Source organism: Pseudomonas sp. S60 (assembly GCF_016647865.1).
In the GTDB taxonomy this organism is placed as follows: Bacteria; Pseudomonadota; Gammaproteobacteria; order Pseudomonadales; family Pseudomonadaceae; genus Aquipseudomonas; species Aquipseudomonas parafulva.
The window spans coordinates 53,971-71,482 of record NZ_JACVVH010000017.1 but is presented as its reverse complement, the minus strand read 5'-3'; the positions used below and the strand labels follow the sequence as shown (position 1 = coordinate 71,482).

Annotated in this window: 13 protein-coding genes; 1 reads left to right on the top strand and 12 read right to left on the bottom strand. The window is 59.1% G+C overall.

Features of this window, described 5'->3' with window-relative positions; translation table 11 throughout:
- Nucleotides 1-134: 134 nt before the first annotated feature.
- The 5 genes from IAE33_RS10840 to nspC all read right to left on the bottom strand — a co-directional run bounded on the left by IAE33_RS10840 (nt 135) and on the right by nspC (nt 6,192).
- Nucleotides 135-1,007, bottom strand: a complete 873-nt coding sequence (locus IAE33_RS10840) for a TIGR03915 family putative DNA repair protein (protein ID WP_201163529.1) — start codon at nt 1,005-1,007, stop codon at nt 135-137.
- The gene (locus tag IAE33_RS10835; protein WP_028634179.1) at nt 998-2,218 is read right to left on the bottom strand and encodes a putative DNA modification/repair radical SAM protein; all 1,221 of its coding nucleotides are present in this window, start codon (nt 2,216-2,218) and stop codon (nt 998-1,000) included. The genes IAE33_RS10840 and IAE33_RS10835 overlap by 10 nt, the downstream gene beginning before the upstream one ends.
- A 118-nt stretch (nt 2,219-2,336) precedes the next feature.
- On the bottom strand, nt 2,337-3,674 hold the full coding sequence (locus IAE33_RS10830) for a UDP-glucose dehydrogenase family protein (protein WP_201163500.1): 1,338 nt from the start codon (nt 3,672-3,674) through the stop codon (nt 2,337-2,339).
- 142 nt (nt 3,675-3,816) lie between these two features.
- On the bottom strand, nt 3,817-5,061 hold the full coding sequence (locus IAE33_RS10825; RefSeq protein ID WP_060483341.1) for a saccharopine dehydrogenase family protein: 1,245 nt from the start codon (nt 5,059-5,061) through the stop codon (nt 3,817-3,819).
- 33 nt (nt 5,062-5,094) lie between these two features.
- The gene (gene nspC / locus IAE33_RS10820; protein WP_060483342.1) at nt 5,095-6,192 is read right to left on the bottom strand and encodes a carboxynorspermidine decarboxylase; all 1,098 of its coding nucleotides are present in this window, start codon (nt 6,190-6,192) and stop codon (nt 5,095-5,097) included.
- A gap of 193 nt (nt 6,193-6,385) precedes the next feature.
- Here nspC and IAE33_RS10815 point away from each other — a divergent pair, with 193 nt between their 5' ends.
- On the top strand, nt 6,386-6,595 hold the full coding sequence (locus IAE33_RS10815) for a DUF2945 domain-containing protein (protein WP_201163499.1): 210 nt from the start codon (nt 6,386-6,388) through the stop codon (nt 6,593-6,595).
- A 55-nt stretch (nt 6,596-6,650) separates the two neighbouring features.
- Here the strand turns inward: IAE33_RS10815 and IAE33_RS10810 are convergent, their stop codons facing one another.
- The 7 genes from IAE33_RS10810 to IAE33_RS10780 all read right to left on the bottom strand — a co-directional run bounded on the left by IAE33_RS10810 (nt 6,651) and on the right by IAE33_RS10780 (nt 17,304).
- Nucleotides 6,651-7,574 carry a pyridoxal-phosphate dependent enzyme gene (locus IAE33_RS10810; RefSeq protein ID WP_201163498.1) on the bottom strand — a complete coding sequence of 308 codons (924 nt, stop codon included), beginning with the start codon at nt 7,572-7,574 and terminating at the stop codon, nt 6,651-6,653.
- Nucleotides 7,571-8,245, bottom strand: coding sequence for a helix-turn-helix transcriptional regulator (locus IAE33_RS10805; protein ID WP_201163497.1), 675 nt, complete (start codon nt 8,243-8,245; stop codon nt 7,571-7,573). Before IAE33_RS10805 ends, IAE33_RS10810 begins: the two co-directional genes overlap by 4 nt.
- A gap of 86 nt (nt 8,246-8,331) precedes the next feature.
- On the bottom strand, nt 8,332-10,035 hold the full coding sequence (locus IAE33_RS10800) for an amidase (protein ID WP_201163496.1): 1,704 nt from the start codon (nt 10,033-10,035) through the stop codon (nt 8,332-8,334).
- Between the two features lie 450 nt (nt 10,036-10,485).
- Entirely contained in the window at nt 10,486-11,397 is a 912-nt protein-coding gene (locus IAE33_RS10795) for a DUF6708 domain-containing protein (RefSeq protein ID WP_201163495.1), read from the bottom strand.
- Nucleotides 11,394-14,210: a toxin VasX gene (locus IAE33_RS10790; protein WP_328804854.1), complete on the bottom strand. Its 2,817-nt coding sequence runs from the start codon at nt 14,208-14,210 to the stop codon at nt 11,394-11,396. Before IAE33_RS10790 ends, IAE33_RS10795 begins: the two co-directional genes overlap by 4 nt.
- On the bottom strand, nt 14,210-15,142 hold the full coding sequence (locus IAE33_RS10785; protein ID WP_236406386.1) for a DUF4123 domain-containing protein: 933 nt from the start codon (nt 15,140-15,142) through the stop codon (nt 14,210-14,212). Before IAE33_RS10785 ends, IAE33_RS10790 begins: the two co-directional genes overlap by 1 nt.
- Nucleotides 15,142-17,304 (bottom strand): type VI secretion system Vgr family protein, encoded by a 2,163-nt coding sequence (locus IAE33_RS10780; RefSeq protein WP_201163528.1) that lies wholly within the window; start codon nt 17,302-17,304, stop codon nt 15,142-15,144. Before IAE33_RS10780 ends, IAE33_RS10785 begins: the two co-directional genes overlap by 1 nt.
- Nucleotides 17,305-17,512 lie beyond the last annotated feature (208 nt).

Genomic DNA, 17,512 nt, shown 5'->3' with positions numbered 1-17,512 from the left:
CTGCAAGCCGGCTTTATTTGTTGAGTCAGCAGCGGGGCAACCTGTGGTAGCAACTGTCTTCCACAAGATCTCAAAGCTGGCGCAATCACTGTGGGAGCGGGTTTACCCGCAAACACCGGCGAAGCCGGTGCCAGTCACTGAGTCGGAGGCTTTGCGGCCAACACCTCACGCTTAATGGCGCTGATCGTTTTCCCGCCCTGGGCCGCCACTTCCTGAGCCTGCCCATCCCGCTGTTTACCTTGCCGCGCCAGGCCTTCGAGCTGGGGAATGAGCATGCCCTCCGGCAGATGCCGCCAGAACCGGCCTGGCATGTGCAAGCGCAGGGCATCCGGGTTGAGCCTGGCTGGGTTGAACGTGTGGCGATAATACGTACGCCACAGTTCGGCGCCTGGGTCTTCAGCATTGCGCGCCCACTGCTGCCATAGCGCAGGGCACTGCCTTTGATAATCGAACGCCTGGCCATCGAACCGAATGCCGTCCCGAGGTGTTGCGATCAACCAGCGCAAGCGCCCCAGCCGGTCTGCAAAATGCCCACTGGCGCTTTGCAGAATATCGTGTGCCGGCTCATGGAAGGCCACCAGGTCCAGTTGCAAAGGCCCCACCAATGATTCTGGCAGGGGTACGAAGCGCAGAAACGCATGCAGATGGTGCGCCTCGCGGCTTACCTGCTTGATACGCCGGTGCAGTTCACTGCCCAGGCGATCACCCGCCAGCATCGCGGTACGGTCGCCGTGGGCCACGCGCCACAGCACCTCGTACAGAAAATTCCAGCGTTGTTCCCCGTGATAACGGGAGGCCTGCTCCAGCTGGCCAAGCAAGGCAGCGGGGATGGATGCGCGGAACGGCCCTTGAACTTCAGGTAGCGCCACTGCCTCTGCCAGCAGATCAGCCACCGGGCCTTGGGACCAGGTGGCCTGTGAAGGATCGACGCCATGGCTCAACAGCATCCGCGCCTGCGAGCGCCAGGTGCTGAACAGGTTGTCGCAATCCAGCGCTATCACCCCCAGAGCCCCATTTGCACAGGTGCCTGCGGCTCACGAAGGCGGGCGCGCAACAGCCCGCTGCGCAATTCGGCCTGGGCTGGGCGGTAATCGCTGGTGACGATGAAGGGCCTGGCCTTGTCCAGCACACAGCGCAGCTGAATGAGGTCGTCGTAACGAATGCGCCGCTCTCGCCGCAGCGCTACCAAGCGTTGCACGCTGCGCAGGCCAATACCCGGGATGCGTGCCAGCAGGGCGGGTTCGGCACGGTTCACGTCCAACGGGAATACCTCCCGGTTAGCTAGGGCCCAAGCCAGCTTGGGGTCGATATCGAGGGCCAGGTTCCCGGCCTGGCCCAGCAGCTCCCCAGCCTTGTAACCATAACCGCGCAACAGGAAGTCAGCCTGGTACAGCCGATGCTCACGCAACAACGGCGGCGCCGCGAGCGGTACGCTGCCCGGGCTGTCGGGGATGGGGCTGAAGGCGGAATAGTACACACGCTTGAGCCCATAGCCTTGGTACAGCGATTCGGCATTGCGCAGCAAGGTGCTGTCATCGGTACTGTCTGCTCCCACGATAACCTGGGTGCTTTGACCGGCGGGCGTAAAGCGCGGTGCTTTCGGCTCGTTCGCCACCGCCTGCTGCCCCTGGTGGATCACCCCCATGGCCTGGCGAATGGTGTGCGCATGCTTTTCTGGCGCCAGGCGCTGGAGGCTTTCGTCCGTTGGCAGTTCGATATTCACACTCAGGCGGTCCGCCAGGCGGCCGGCTTCTTCAATCAGCAGCGGGTCGGCATCGGGGATGGTCTTGAGGTGGATATAGCCGCGAAAGTTGTGTTCCTCGCGCAGCAGCCGCGCAACGCGTATCAGCTGCTCCATGGTGTAGTCTGCGGAGCGAATGATGCCGGAACTCAGGAACAAGCCGCTGATGCAGTTGCGCCGGTAAAAATCCAGAGTAAGGCGTACCACCTCCTCGGGGCTGAAGCGTGCGCGGGGCACGTTGCTGGAGCGGCGGTTCACGCAGTATTGGCAGTCGTACAGGCAAAAATTGGTCAGCAATATTTTCAGCAGCGATACGCAGCGGCCGTCGGGCGTGTAGCTGTGGCAGATGCCCATGCCATTGGTTGCGCCAAGGCCGTCACCACCCCGCGAATTTCGCTTAGGCGCACCGCTGCTGGCGCAGGACGCATCGTATTTGGCGGCATCGGCAAGAATGCCGAGTTTGGCAATGAGTTGCATGGCGCTGACCCTTGATACTGACTATTCATACAGTATTTAGGGCCGGGGCGGATTGCAAGCGTCCTGACAGCCGCCTGTAAGAAATCCGACAAAATTGGTCAGAAACGGACGCTTTTCATCAAGAGCCGAATGCAGACACCCGTTCTCCACGCCCAATGCCGTAATACGTCAAGCCGGCGCTGGCCATGTGTTCGGGCTCGTACAGGTTGCGACCATCGAATACCACACGATCGGCCAGTTGCCCGGGTACTGTTTCAAGGTTGAGGACCCGATAGTCCTGCCACTCGGTGACGATCACCAACGCATCAGCGCCTGCTAACGCATGCTCCTTGCTGGCTGCCAAGGTCAGATAGGGCTGAGCGCCGTACAACCGCTGGATCTCATCCATGGCCTGCGGGTCGTGTGCTTGTACACGGGCCCCTGCGGCCCACAGTGCCTCCAGCAGCACGCGGCTAGGTGCTTCGCGGATGTCATTGGTATTGGGTTTGAACGCCAGCCCCCATACCGCAAACACCTTGCCGCCAATACCTGCCGGATAATGTTGTTGAATCTTGGCAAAGAGCAGGCCTTTCTGCCGTTCATTCACCTGCTCAACAGCTTGCAGGATCTGCGGTTGCAAGCCTGCCTGCTCTGCACTGTGGCGCAAGGCCTGCAGGTCTTTCGGGAAACACGAACCGCCAAACCCGCAGCCCGCATAGATGAAATCGTAGCCGATACGCGAGTCAGAGCCTATGCCGCGCCGCACCATCTCGATGTCGGCACCCAGGTGCTCGGCCAGGCTGGCCATTTCGTTCATGAACGAAATTTTCGTGGCCAGCATGCAATTCGCCGCGTATTTGCTCATTTCGGCACTGCGTGCGTCCATCACCATCAGTTTTTCCCGGTTGCGGCTGAACGGCTGGTACAACTCGCGCAGCAGTGCAAGCGCGTTTGGCCCTGCACCGCCGATGATGATGCGCTCTGGGCGCATGCAGTCGTCTACCGCAGAGCCTTCCTTCAGGAACTCGGGGTTGCTTATCACCTGAAAGCGGCCGGCATCGCTCACGGCTTGCCCAATGCGCGCTTTGATGAGGTCTACCGTCCCGACCGGTACGGTGGATTTGTTGACGATCACCTTAGGCCCGACGGCGTGCTCGACGATGTTATCGACAACGCTGATTACCTGGGCCAAATCTGCGCTGCCGTCGGCCAGGGCAGGGGTGCCGACTGCAATGAACAGAACAGCAGCGTGGTGGGTAGCTTGGCCAGCATCGGCAGTAAACTGCAAGCGCCCGCATGCCAGGTTGTGCTGGAGCATGGCCGGCAGGCCTGGCTCGAACAGCGGGCAATTGCCTTGGGCGAGGGCTTGAACCCGGTCCGTATCCACATCCATGCACATTACCGTATGCCCAACCTGAGCAAGGCACACGGCCTGGGTAAGGCCAACGTATCCGGTACCGAACACCGACACTTTCATCTGACAGCCCCATGGCGAGAACACCGTCAGAACATGGCACAGCGTTGTTTACTTAATATGACCTGGGTGAGGCGGGTGCGAAGGGGCGCACTGATGGCGGCCAAAAGAAAGGGGCGCCTTATTGGCGCCCCCTGGGTGTTGCTCAGGCTTCAGCGTCCCATGGACGGTCGCCTTTTTCATCCTTGACGCGGGTTGGCAGGCCCATCACGTCAAGCGCCTTGAGGAACGGCTCTGCTGGTAGCTCTTCGACGTTGACCATGCGCTTGGCATCCCACTCCCCACGGGCCACCAGCAAGGCAGCGGCCACCGGCGGTACGCCTGCGGTGTAGGAAATGCCTTGGCTGTCGGTTTCGGCGTAGGCTTCTTCGTGGTCGGCCACGTTGTAGATGAAGACTTCCCGCGGCTGGCCATCCTTGGTGCCTTTGACCAGGTCACCGATGCAGGTCTTGCCGGTGTAGCCCGGGGCGAGCGAGGCCGGGTCTGGCAGCACGGCCTTGACCACCTTGAGCGGCACCACTTCGAGCCCTTCGGCGGTTTTGACGGGTTGCTCGCTGAGCAGGCCAAGGTTTTTCAGCACCGTGAACACATTGATGTAGTGCTCGCCGAAGCTCATCCAGAAACGCACGTTTGGCACGTCGAGGTTCTTCGAGATCGAGTGCACTTCGTCATGACCGGTCAGGTACAGGTTCTGCGAACCTACCACCGGCAGGTCGTCAGTGCGCTTGACTTCGAACATGGTGTTGCTGGTCCACTGGCTGTTCTGCCAGCTCCACACTTGCCCGGTGAACTCGCGGAAGTTGATTTCCGGGTCGAAGTTGGTGGCGAAGTACTTGCCATGCGAACCGGCATTGACGTCGAGAATGTCGATCGAGTCGATGCGGTCGAAGTATTGCTGCTGCGCCAGCTTGGCGTAGCTGTTCACCACACCCGGGTCGAAACCGACGCCGAGAATGGCAGTAATGTTCTTGGCCTGGCACTCTTCGAGGTGTTTCCACTCGTAGTTGCCGTACCACGGCGGGGTCTCGCAGATCTTGCCCGGCTCTTCGTGGATGGCGGTGTCCAGATAGGCAACACCTGTATCGATACAGGCACGCAGCACCGACATGTTGAGGAAGGCGGAGCCTACGTTGATCACGATCTGCGATTCGGTCTCGCGGATCAGGGCCTTGGTGGCCTCGACATCGAGGGCATTGAGCGAGAAGGCCTGGATGTCGGCGGGTACCTTGAGGCTACCCTTGGCCTTGACGCTGTCGATGATGGCCTGGCATTTGGAGATGTTCCGTGACGCGATGGCAATACGACCCAGTTCGTCGTTATGCTGCGCGCACTTGTGGGCCACCACCTTGGCGACACCTCCTGCACCAATGATAAGAACGTTCTTCTTCAATTTACCTGTTGCTCCTTACTCGCTGTGCCCGTCTTACGACAGGCTGGAAACGTAATCTTCAAAACCGAACTCGCGTACGACCTCGACGCTGCCGTCGAGTTGTTTAACCGCGATGGATGGCATTTTCAGGCCGTTGAACCAGTTCTTCTTGACCATGGTGTAGCCCGCCGCGTCGACGAACGACAGACGGTCGCCGATGGCCAATGGGCGGTCGAACTGGTACTCGCCAAAGATATCGCCGGCCAGGCATGACTTGCCGCAAACCATGTAGGTGTGCTCGCCGTCGTTGGGCGCCATCTTGGCATTGAGGCGGTAGATCAGCAGGTCGAGCATGTGTGCTTCGATCGAGCTGTCGACCACGGCGAGGTGCTTGCCGTTGTACAAGGTGTCGAGCACAGTCACTTCCAGCGAGGCGCTCTGGGTGATCGCGGCCTCACCCGGCTCCAGGTAGACCTGTACACCGTAGGTTTCCGAGAACGCTTTCAGGCGTGCGCAAAACGCGTCCAGTGCATAGCCTTCACCGGTGAAGTGCACGCCGCCGCCCAGGCTCACCCACTGCACTTTGTGCAACAGGTGGCCGAAGCGTTGTTCGATGTGCGACAGCATCTTGTCGAACAGGCTGAAGTCGCCGTTCTCGCAGTTGTTGTGGAACATGAAGCCGGAGACCTGCTCGATCACCTGCTCGATCTTCGCCGGGTCCCATTCGCCCAGGCGGCTGAACGGGCGAGCCGGGTCGGCCAGCGCGTAGTCGGAACTGCTGACCTGCGGGTTCACGCGAAGCCCGCGCACCTTGCCTTCGGACTGAGCAGCAAAACGCTGCAGTTGGCCGATGGAGTTGAAGATGATCTTGTCGCAGTTCTCCAGCATTTCCTCTACTTCGTCGTCTGCCCACGCCACGCTGTAGGCGTGTGTTTCGCCGGCGAACTTCTGGCGCCCGAGCTTGAGCTCGTAAAGCGACGAAGAGGTGGTGCCGTCCATGTACTGTTGCATCAGGTCGAACACCGACCAGGTCGCAAAGCACTTGAGGGCCAGCAGCGCCTTGGCACCGGAGTGTTCGCGCACGTAGGCGATCTTCTCCATGTTGCCGAGCAGCTTGGTTTTGTCGATGAGGTAGTACGGCGTTTTGATCATTTAGAGGCCCCCGGCCAGGCCGGCCAAAAAAAGGACACGCATTGTGCCTTCACTTGCTGCAGACCGAAAGGGTGCAATCGCATTTCGTCCGGGTATGGCCAGTGCGAAGGAATTTTTTGGCTGACAGCGGGCTCAGTAAAACAACTGGATATGACGATCTCAATCGTCCCAAGCCTGCAGTCAGGAGAAACCGATGAGTCACGTATACAAGGCAGGTGACAAGGTGCAGTGGAATTCTGAAGCCGGCACCATCCACGGTACCGTGGTCAAAGTGCATACCCAGGATGTGGAGTTCTGCGGGCGCCAGCGCCACTGTTCAAAGGACGAGCCGCAATACGAGGTCAAGAGTGACAAGACCGGGCACCTGGCCATGCACAAGGAACAGGCGCTGAAAAAGGGGTGAAACACAGGTTACTGCGTTGCTGCTCAGTTGCCCGTGCCTGCCACGGGCTTTTTTATCACTGAGGCCGGGTTGAAGCAGCCCAGGCCTGTATCTGCGCCAGCGTGGCTGTGGCGCCGCCGCATACCACTATCAGTACAGTGCGATACGCGGCCAGCGCCTGGGTGCTGTAGGCGAGCGCCAGGGCGGCACCGCAGGCCGGCTCCACCAGCAGGCGATGGTCGTGCAAGAACTGTTGGCAGGCTTGCACGGCTTGGTGGTCGCTGACCAACTGGCTGACAACGGGATGCTGCCGGGTGCTGGCCAGCGCCTGATCGGCCACCCGCTTCGCGCCCAGGCTCGTGGCGATAGAGGTGAGCTGCTGTAACTCCACGGAGTGGCCGGCGCGCATGGCGGCATGCAGCGACGCCGCGCCTTCGGTTTCTACGGCCACTACAGGCACATCCACCCACCCATTGCGCTGCAGCCCCTCGACCACGCCGCTCAACAGCCCGCCGCCGCCCACCGAAAGCACCACGGCATCAGGTTTCAAGCCGGTTTGCGCCACCTCATCCACCAGGCTGGCATGGCCGGCCCACAGCAATGGGTCGTCGAACGGGTGAATGAAAGCCGCATCGGCGCCTACCAACGTTTGCGCCAGGGCATTGGCCTCGTGCCAGGCGCTGCCGTGGACGATCACCTCGGCGTCTTCCTGGCGCAGCAGCTCTTTCGCCCGCTCGGTGGTGGTCTCTGGCACCACCACGGTCACCGGCACGCCTAGCTTGCGCCCCGCATAAGCCACCGCCAGGCCTGCATTGCCCCCAGACGATGACACGAAGCGACGGGCCCCCCGGGCGTGGTGCACTTCGCAGGCATGGCCCACGCCGCGCAGCTTGAACGAGCCGCTGGGTTGCAGGGCGTCGAGTTTCAGCCACATGTTGCTGCCGCAGGCCTGGGACAACGGGCGCGATTCGATCAAAGGGGTCGGGATGTGCAAGGTCACTGGCTGGCTCCGCGCAGTTGTTCGAGGTAGTTGTAGATGGTGTAGCGGGTCACACCCAGGGCGGCGGCGGCTTTTTCTACGCCGCCTTTGACGATGAACAGCCCGCGCTCCTGCATCACCCGCACGGCGTCGACCTTGGCTTGTTTGGTCATGCGGCCTTGGCCGCTGCGCTGTAGTGCGGCCTGCATTATGTCGGCCATCAACACCTCGATGTCCGCGGCCTCCTGAGTGACGGGCACCGCGCCCAGTGGCTGGAACTGCTGCAGAAACGCCATGGCGGCGTCCAGGCCGGTGACGTCGGTGTTGATGCACAGGCTGGCAAATGCCTGGCCATTGCTGTCACGAAAAATGGCTGTCGCGCTTCGCAGGCTTCGACCCTTCAGTTGCGTCGGGTAGTCCGGCAGCACGATAGGCTCAATGCCGCGCTGGTCGGCCGTAGCCTGCATCAGCGCCTTGAAACCTTGGTCCTGCTCGGGGGCTGCCAGGATAGGGCTGCCGATGCGACGGCCAGACAAGTGCCCGTTGACGATTGCAATGACGGATCGCTCCGGTTGCTCGAGGTCATGCAGGAGAATTTCCATGTTCCGCGCAGCGACGCTCCCCATGGCCTGTAAGGCGGCCTTGAGCACGGTCAGGGTGATGCGGCGTTCGTCGTTAGGTTCGATGGGCATTGGTTTCACGCAGTTCAACAATATGTGCATATTTACACAAAATGTTGACCTGCGCGATAGCCGTTTGGGTAACGGTTGCCAGAGGCTCAGCCAAGCGGGGGCGTGCGAGGCGGAATCATGCGGCGGAGCCCGGTAGCTTCGAACGCAGCGCCGTAGGTCAACAGCGCATTGTCGCTGTAGGCGCGCCCGGCAAACGTCAGGCCTACGGGCATACCAATGTCAGCCATCACGCCCATTGGCACGGTCACGGTGGGGATGCCCAGGTGACGGATAGCCAGGTTGCCGTTGGCGACCCAGACGCCGTTGCTCCAGGCGATGTCCGCTGACGCCAGGTTAACGTCGGCATCCGCCGGGCCCACGTCTGCCACGGTTGGGAACAGCACCGCATCCAGGCCAAGATTGTCCATCCAGTCTTCAAGGTCCAGCTTGCGGGTTTTCTCCAGGCCCCGCAGGCCGTCTGGCAAGGTGTCGATCTGGTCCCAGGTTTTAAGGCCGCGCTCGGCCATGACGACGTATTGGTCCATGCCCGCCGCCAGGTCATCCTCACGGTTGGGCAGGGTGCCCGGGTCGTGCGGGAAGATCTGCGGGCCATCTACGTCGGCCAGGCGATTCAGTGCGGGGTCGTCGTTGGCGCGCAGGAAATCATCGAACGCCCACCCCGACAGTTCCCACAGTTCGTCTTGCAAGAATGCCTGGCTGACGATGCCCCGGTTGTACACGGTGGGTGCCCCTGGCCGATCGCCCTCGCAATTGGACACCAGCGGGAAGGCCACCTCGACCACCTCGGCACCCGCAGCCTCCAGGGCTTTGCGGGCTTGCTGCCACAGCGCGATGACGCTGGCGCGGGTGTGGATGCGTTGGCCGGTCGGGCCGCCAATGCCGGGCTTCTCCGAGGTGCCTGCCTGTTCATCGGCATTGATGTACATGCGCGGTACACCAAAGCGCTTGCCCTTGAGTGCATCGGCCTTGGCGGCCAGCGCCGGGTACGAGGCTGGGCGCACCTCGGATGGGGCCGGAATGGGCACCCAAGGTTGTAGGCGCCACAGGTCGCCACGAGGGTCGGCGTCGTCGGCCACCACCACGTCAAGGATTTCCAGCAAGTCGGCCATGGTCCGTGCGTATGGCACCACCACATCCATGGTCGGGGTGAGCGGCCAGTTGCCCCGCACCGAGATGACGCCTCGGGACGGGGTATAAGCGCACAGCCCATTGTTGGACGCAGGCCCTCGGCCGCTGGACCAGGTTTCTTCGGCCAGCCCGAAGGCGCTGAAACTGGCTGCAGTAGCAGTACCAGCGCCGTTCGACGAGCCCGATGCAAACGGGGCGGTCAGATAGTCGGCATTGTACGGGCTCTCGGCTCGGCCGTAGACGCCGCGCTGCATGCCGCCGTTGGCCATGGGCGGCATGTTGGTCTTGCCCAGGCAAATGGCGCCGGCAGCGCGCAGGCGCTCGATGGTAAAGGCGTCGCGCTGTGCGACCAGGTGCTTGAAGGCCGGGCTGCCGGACGCCGCCGTCAGGCCTTTTACCAAATAGCTGTCTTTGGCGGTGTACGGGATGCCGTCGAGCGGGCCAAGCAGCTTGCCCTGCGCACGCCGGGCGTCCGAGGCCTCGGCCTCCGCCAGGGCCTGCGGGTTGCGCACTACCACGGCGTTGAGGGCAGTGGCGGTGTCTGCGCCATCGTATGCCTCGATACGCGCCAGGTAGGCCTTGACCAATTCGACTGCTGTCGTGCGGCCCGCTTCGAGCGCCTCGCGCAGTGCGGCAATGGAAACCTCGGTTACCTCGATCATGCGTTCACCAAAAATGCGGGTTGGGGCTAGTGCGGGGAGTGTACAAGAAGGGGTTCGCGGGCGCAGGCTTGCGCAGGGGCAAATGGGTGCGTGCAGGGGGGCATTGTTCTTGGGCTGCGGTTGAGGGCGGTATTGGGTATTGATACACAAATGTTGTTAGCGCGTCTTAGGCCCTCAGCGTGCTTGGGTAATGGTCCTCTTGAATTGTGTTCAAATAGTGTGCAGCCAAACAAAAAACTTTTGGGCAGTCGCTTAATTTTTTTGTATTTCAGGGGTCCAGTCTCCATATCAAAATCACCTCCTGTCCGATGTGGAATTTTTTTCTTGCACGCTGGCCGTCCCTTCTCGATATAAGCAAGCACTGCACCACGTTTCGCCATGGTTTATAGGCGTTTCGGTTTATAAGAACAAAGGCACCACGGCATTTGTGAATCGCTGGATGAATAAAAGTCAGCCGAAAGAAACAGGTGAGGCGGTGTCGAAGCCACAAATTATGTCGATTTCGTGTGGGAATGTGGTGTAAGGAACCTTGTGCTGGATCCAGGCCTCGACACTATCTGGATAAGCCTTGAAAGCAAGCAAAAATATCCAAATGGGGATCATAATCGGCGCCCATAATAAAGCATTTGCGCCATCGCACATGGTACAGACACCGGTGTACCACTCGCGATATGGCTGGGTCGCGGCATCGCGGCGACTTAATTTTTTCTGAGGGGCGACGAAGTCGGGTAGATCACTCACACCGTATTCCATGAAATGCTGAAGGTAACCCCAAAGCGTCTGTGCTGAACGTTCATCACCGGGCATATCTGTGTTGCCGAAAGCAATGCAGAGCTCGGTGGGTGGGACCAAGGTGTAGTCTACGCCTATCAAAAATAGAGGGCGACGGTAAGCGGGGCCGTATGAGGATCTTCTAGAAATATGCCCAGCCCGCGCAACCAGTCGATTCCAATCTATGGCATGCACGTTGCCTGGAGTCAGGGGGCTAATGAAATAGACCTTGCGAGTAATGCGGTTGACGCGAATGTATGAGCCCCGAATCCGGTGCGCCCCCATAACCAAATAGTTTAGAAAAGCTAAAAGTGGTATTATCGGGCTCGCTATCAAGATCGCTAGCAGCATATCTGGAGTTATTTCCACAATGCTTAATAGAGTGATTGCACAAATAACTGGAATTAATATTGATACTCCCAACATGCCGGCATGGCCGCTTAGGGCTACATTGGCATATGACTCAAGCTCTACACACGTGCTGTTTATTCGCCGAACTGCATTTGGTTGAGATGTAATAGCCTGGCTCAGCTCAGGATGCAAGACCGTGCTTCCAGCCAGCATAAAAGTAGGTAAAGGTTTTATGCTCATTTGGCTGGACCATTGACGATGTTCAGTTTGCTCGCGTCGATTGACTGTGTGAATAAACCCGCGGCGGAAAATACCAAAGGTTCAGGTGCGTCGGGCTGAGCTAAACTATTTTCAGGATTCTCTAGGTCAGGGGTGTAGAGATACTCCAATAACACTTTAGTCGCTTTGTGCATCACTATCATCCATCCCTGCATCGCGCCTTCATGATAAATAGATGTGACGATGCACTCTTCATCTGGATTGAACGATGATTTATCCATATTGAGTATGACGGGGCCATCGATTCTCCTTAGGCTTCGATTATCTTTTTTGAATGCTAATCTGGCTTGAAAAGTTCCCCTTGAATTGTCTGTTTGACTTGGGGTCTGATATTTTATCCAGAGTGTACCCACCTGAGAGCTGCTATTCAGTTGCCATTCTGAAGCGATGCGTGGGCGGTGATACAGGCTCTGCACCGCTTCCAGTTCTTGACTCGCGGTGTAGCTGTCATGGTGAATCCCCCACGCACTGTGCTTCAGCCAGGCTTCAGCGGGTCCATGCGTTAAATTATCTACTCCTGCACTGAAATAGATGCTGACGCCTAGCGCAAGCAATGCTACCGCTGCCCATGCACCTGTTGTCATGCCCAAAACTGGCACCGCAGCGCCTGCAATCAGACTCGCAGCGGCAGCGCTACCGCCTGCCCACGTGGCCACAGCTGTAAAGCCTCCCGCCAGAGCGGAGCCTAAATACATCGTTGCCTGTTCGGGGTTGTAATTGTTAAGTGATTTGAAGGCCCGAATGCTATCAATAATCGCGCTTAGGGCAGTTCCCCCAACTATAAAAATGTTGACGCCTAACCGTGTCGAAAAATGTCTGACTGACGTTGCTGAAAGTTGTCTTCCATTCACTTGTAATCCAAGCGCAGTAAGGTTGCCGCCGATTTCTATACTTGCGCCCAATAGCGTCATGCTTGCGCTGGCGAGTTCAGACAGGCCCAATAGCGGGCTGGCTGAATTTTCGCCTTTTTGAACTGTTTTTATGAAGTTAACTACTGCCAGGTATCCTCCCAGTCCTGATAATGCCGGGCCTAGTGCTGCGGTCATGGCTCTTTGACTCTGCGTAAATATATTCTCCTGAGCGTTTATTTTGGGTGCCTCGATATTTTTTTTTGCCACATCTGTAATGTTCGTGTATTCAGACTCACCCACCTTGATCCACTCATACACCTTCACCCGAGCCGTAAAATCGACCCGGCCCACCTTCGGCTCAGGCAGGTCCCATGTTTTCAGGTACTCACTCCCCGGCCCCTGGTTCAGCTGAAACTCCCGAGCCTGCCTCACCAGTTCTGCAAGGCTGATCTCATGCAGCACGATGGTTGCGCTGAAGCGGACCTCAACTACGTGCCGCAAACGCCGAACCAGCACATCTGCCGGGTGGCTGGCAGGCAGCGCCTGCAGCAGACCGATCAGGGCGTTGGTGGCAGGGGTTGCTACATAGTCGTCCACGTACTGATCCAGTACCGTCAGCGTGTCCTTGACGATCTCGCCGCCTTTGTCTCTGATTCTGTCCGCCAGCAGTTGGCTCCCATTGCTGATGGCAAGCCAGAAAGGGCTGGTGTCGGGCGGCATCATCACTGCGTCGTTGAGTTGCTGCTGGCCTTCGCCCGAGTGAACCAGGCCACCTAGCATGTCGAACACCACGGCTTCATATGCGTCAGCTACCGCTTTGACGTTTAGGTCGAAGGTGCTCAACGCCAGGCTTAATAGCTGACCTGGCTGGAGGGTCCGAACCCAGGCGATGATGTCCATCACCTGTTTTCCGATGGCGGTGTCGTGCTCAGCCAACTCCTTGGCGTACCACGTGGGAAAGCGCATTGCGCCGTTGTAGTCCAACAGCTTGCGCTGGCGATTCAGCGCGCCGGCGATATCAGGGTTGGTGCTCGCTGTTTGTTCTGCGCTATGGAAGTAACCGGCAATGAACTTGGCACTTTGCAGGCGATGGGCGTGCTGGCCGGCGAAGCGGGTTTTCCGCTCAACGCTTAGTGTTACCAGGTGGTGCAATTCGCTGACCACGCCGACCGGATCGTGCAGCGCCACCCCCAGTGGGCTGACCCCCGGGCGCGGCCCCAGGTTGCGTACCAGGTTGCGCAGCGACTGGCCGTACCGGGCAGCAAAATCCGGCCGGACTGAGGCGCCGGAAAACGTCGTGAATATGCCGGTTGTACCGATGTTCTGCAGTTCAGGCAGTACATTGCCTGCGTAAGCAGAATCGAATACGTGTGGTTGCTGATGCGGCTCGGCGGGCTTGACTTGTGTTGTCAGCTGGCTGCGCAGTCCGCCCTGGTCTTGCTCGATCTGCCACAGAATGGCATGGCTGAGCAGTGTTTCACTGACCAGCAGGTAGACCGTATCGGCAATGTGGGTTTCTGGCGCAAGTACGGTATGCGAGGCGCGTGACTCATCTGGGCGTGCACAGCTCCCTGGGATGTCGCTGTTGTAGTCGTAGACTGTCCACCACAGGTGCGCAAAGCGGAAGTCTTCCGTCACCCGATAATGGCGTGTCTTCATACGCCCGTGCTGAAAATAGAACAGGTAGACATAGCTACCGGGGCGCAGCAGCCTCAGGCCGTATGGCTTTGGCGAATGCGGGCGCGGATAGCGGTCCACGCTCAGTGTCTGGAAAACCTCCCTGTCCAGGGGTTGATCGGCAACTCCGTAGCGAACGGGGTACAAGGGAATCCCCCGCTCGCAGGGAGGTGGTGCAATCGCCTGGCCTACCCGGGGGGCGCTCGGGTGGGGTGGTTGTAGCGCGAGAACAGGGTGGTGGGCCATCAAGCCGTTTCCTTGATCCGTGGGGTGGAGATTTCTCGCAGCCGCCCGAGGATCTCGACCCCCCGCTGGCGCCCTTGTCGTTCAGTGTCACGCAACAGGCCTTGGATCTTTCGATCCTCGATGAAGGGTTCAACGGGGTAGAAGAGGCGCAGTTGCAGGTAGTACATGCGCTCATCTTCAAACTCAAACCTGAAGTACCTGCCTTCTTCATCAAGCGTGGCGAGGTACTCGCGCATCTCATCGGCCGTACGATCGCCGGCAATCTTCTGCAGGTATCCACTCAGCAGGTACTCGGCGCGGCGCATGAACAAGGCGTGCGAGGCGCTGTTGAGGGCTGCCTCCTCTGTGCTGGTCAATACCACCGGGGGTGGGGGAGAAAGGTCCGGTGCAGTCGCCTGCGCAATGCTCTGCTGCAGCCAGGTGTGCGCAGCCAAGCCACCGTGCCAGATCATCTGGCGGATCGGGCTGAACAGTCGCTGCAACGTGACTTGCGGCAAGGCCTCGCACAGCTCTTCGAGCTTGCGCAGGTTTTGCCAGCGGAACATGAGCGTGTTGCCGTCTGCCGAACGCAGGTGCTTCACGTGCTGAAGTTGTTGCAACAGGAGGGTGTGATGATCTGGCCCCAGTAGCAGTAAACCAGTCTGGTCCGGCCCCCAACAGGCAATAAATTGCTCGAAGAGTGCGCAGTTGAGGCGCGCCAACAAAGGGCCTGCCTGGTAACCGCGGCCTGAGTACTCGTGCTGGGTACCTCGCCACACCCAATGGTGCCCGCCAGGTGGGGACAGCGAACGGATGGTATCCGCCAGTGCTGGGATATCGTTACCGTTCAACAGCAACCATGCAGTGTCAGGTTCCGACAGAGGCCAGTTGGGTTGTGGTACTACTTTCACGTGCTGCCTTGGCCAGCCCGCTTTTACATACGCTTCGTCCATCATGCGCCCACCTTGCGGCAAGGGCAGGGGGTGCGGGTGCAACTGCCATCACTGCGCATACCGCATGCGAGGTCCAGGTCGGCACCTGGAGCAGGCGTACCTGATGCAGGGTGAACGCTGCCATCACCTTTGGGCAACGTGTCAATCGGGGCTTCGAGGTGCAGCGCGACCCCTTTGAGCGTGATACCGCTCTCGTTGATGAGGAGGGTGCCACCCGCGCTTTCTAGCAGGATCTCGTCTTGTATCCTTACCAGAAGACGCCTGGCATCCTGCTGAATGTCCTGCCCCGCAACCAAGTGCACAGACCCCTGCACGGTGGTCTGCTGATGACCGCCTACCTGATGCAGATGATTCACAGCAGTCCGGTCGTAGCGATTATTGCCAACTTCCAGCGTGTGGTCCTTGCCAACCCTAATCACCCGATTGCGTTTGCCGTCGATAAAGGCATCTCGGCCAATGGTTACCCGCTCGTCGTTGCCCACCGACTCACTGCGGTCGTTGCCGATGACGATGGACTCATCATGTTCAACCTGTTCCTCACGGTTATTACCTATGCGGGTTGTCTCGTCGTGCTTGACGATATTGTTCTGATTCCGCTGAGCGTGGATGAACACTTCTTCCTGACCCAGCTCATCCTCGAACCGCATTTCGTTAAAGCCGTCACCCTTGTGCGTCTGGCTTTTGATGGTCATGCGGGTTTTGTGCTTGGGCAGGTCATAGGGCGGCAGTTGATTGCCGCAGTAGGTACGCCCGGTGATCATGGGTTGGTCCGGGTCGGCATTGACGTACTGCACCACCACATCCTGGCCAATACGTGGAATGGCCATCGAGCCCCAACTCCCCCCGGCCCAGCCTTGGGACACACGTATCCAGCAGGAGCTGAACTCGTTGTCCTCGCTCTCGCGGTCCCATGGAAAGCTGACTTTCACGCGGCCCCATTCATCGCAATAGATTTCTTCGCCTTTGGGGCCCACTACTGTCGCCATGTGCGGGCCGTCGATGCGCGGTTTGGGCAAGGGCGCCGGCCGCCATTCGCTTCTGCCGGGTACCAGCACGGCCTGCTGTTCGTAACAGGTGCCTTGTTGAGCCCCGGCCGCTTCTTCCTCCAGGCTGGTCAGTTGTGCCCCTTCATGATGAATGCGGGTGACCCGCCAGTGCATGTTCAGGTCCTCTCGCGGATGCTCGGTCAGGGTAAAGCTCAAGCCTGGCTGGAGCCGTACATCGTCACCCGCCACTTCAGCGATACGGGCGTCATGGCGTAATGCAGTGATCCGGGTTGCGGTAAACGGTTTGCCGACTGCATCGCGCTTGTAGCGGCCCGGGTAGTCGAAGCGTTCGTACTGAGTGGATTGGTGCTTCAGGTCGGTGCCGTATTCAAGGTGCTCCTGGCGGTAGGCCGGGTGGGTGAACGTGTAGTCTCGCTGCACCTGGCGGGCGGGGCGTACCTGCTCGCTGTAACGAAGATGGTGCAGGCAGGGGCTGGCTTGATCGCCACCGCTGTTGCTGTGGTACAAAACCTCGTAGGGTTTTTTATCCGACGGCTCCTGGTAGCGCGTATCAGCTTCATCAGTTTTGAGTACACCCTGACTGATAAGACCGAAGGCCAGCACCCTGTCGCTGATCAGCAGCTTATGGGTTGTAGCCGTGTGTTCGAAGCGATAAACGAAGCCTTCTTCGGCGGCGAGGCGCGCGATGAAGTCCAGGTCGGTTTCACCCGCCTGGACGCAGAACTCCCGCGCCAGATGCTGGTCGACAGACTTGAACTCGTACGCCGTAATGCCCTGGCGGCTGAGCATGATCTCGATGATCTGCGGCACAGTTTTTTGCTGGAATATCCGCCAGTTGGACCGCAGCGCTGCACGGGCCAGGGTAGGCTCCACCAATGCGCGGTACCGGGTACGGTAGAAACCCGTCTCACTCTGGCTGAAGCTGCTGACCAAGCCATGCACATGACGCAGTGCCCGTTCCCCTTGCCACAGGGTAAACAGCACCGGCTTGTCGAGCAATTGCCCGAAATCCACATCATCTTCGAAGCTGACCAGTTCGAGTTTCAGTTGAAAGGGGGTGCTGATAGCCTCGTCCAACTCAAATGAGACCACCTCGAACTCACTTCGCCCTTGCAGCGCTTGAAAGCTGTAGCTCAAATCACGGTGCTTTGGCATGGCCACTCCAAGGGCATCAGTTTTAAAGAACCCGATGAACCTTATATTGAACTCTGCGGATAACCCGAGAATGCTTGTAGGAAGTTTCTGGTATTGCGCGACGTTAGGAAATTTTCTGTAGGAAGTTGGTGTAGGAACTTTCCTAATATAAAAATCAACCCGGATGTTCGCGTCATGTGCTTTTAACGATGCACTTTTCGTAGCGCTT

Coding starts and splice junctions, on each gene's coding strand:
- IAE33_RS10835 (WP_028634179.1), bottom strand. CDS start 2,218: ATGCAACTCATTGCCAAACTCGGCATTCTTGCCGATGCCGCCAAATAC.
- IAE33_RS10830 (WP_201163500.1), bottom strand. CDS start 3,674: ATGAAAGTGTCGGTGTTCGGTACCGGATACGTTGGCCTTACCCAGGCC.
- nspC (WP_060483342.1), bottom strand. CDS start 6,192: ATGATCAAAACGCCGTACTACCTCATCGACAAAACCAAGCTGCTCGGC.
- IAE33_RS10815 (WP_201163499.1), top strand. CDS start 6,386: ATGAGTCACGTATACAAGGCAGGTGACAAGGTGCAGTGGAATTCTGAA.
- IAE33_RS10805 (WP_201163497.1), bottom strand. CDS start 8,245: ATGCCCATCGAACCTAACGACGAACGCCGCATCACCCTGACCGTGCTC.
- IAE33_RS10800 (WP_201163496.1), bottom strand. CDS start 10,035: ATGATCGAGGTAACCGAGGTTTCCATTGCCGCACTGCGCGAGGCGCTC.
- IAE33_RS10795 (WP_201163495.1), bottom strand. CDS start 11,397: ATGAGCATAAAACCTTTACCTACTTTTATGCTGGCTGGAAGCACGGTC.
- IAE33_RS10790 (WP_328804854.1), bottom strand. CDS start 14,210: ATGGCCCACCACCCTGTTCTCGCGCTACAACCACCCCACCCGAGCGCC.
- IAE33_RS10785 (WP_236406386.1), bottom strand. CDS start 15,142: ATGGACGAAGCGTATGTAAAAGCGGGCTGGCCAAGGCAGCACGTGAAA.
- IAE33_RS10780 (WP_201163528.1), bottom strand. CDS start 17,304: ATGCCAAAGCACCGTGATTTGAGCTACAGCTTTCAAGCGCTGCAAGGG.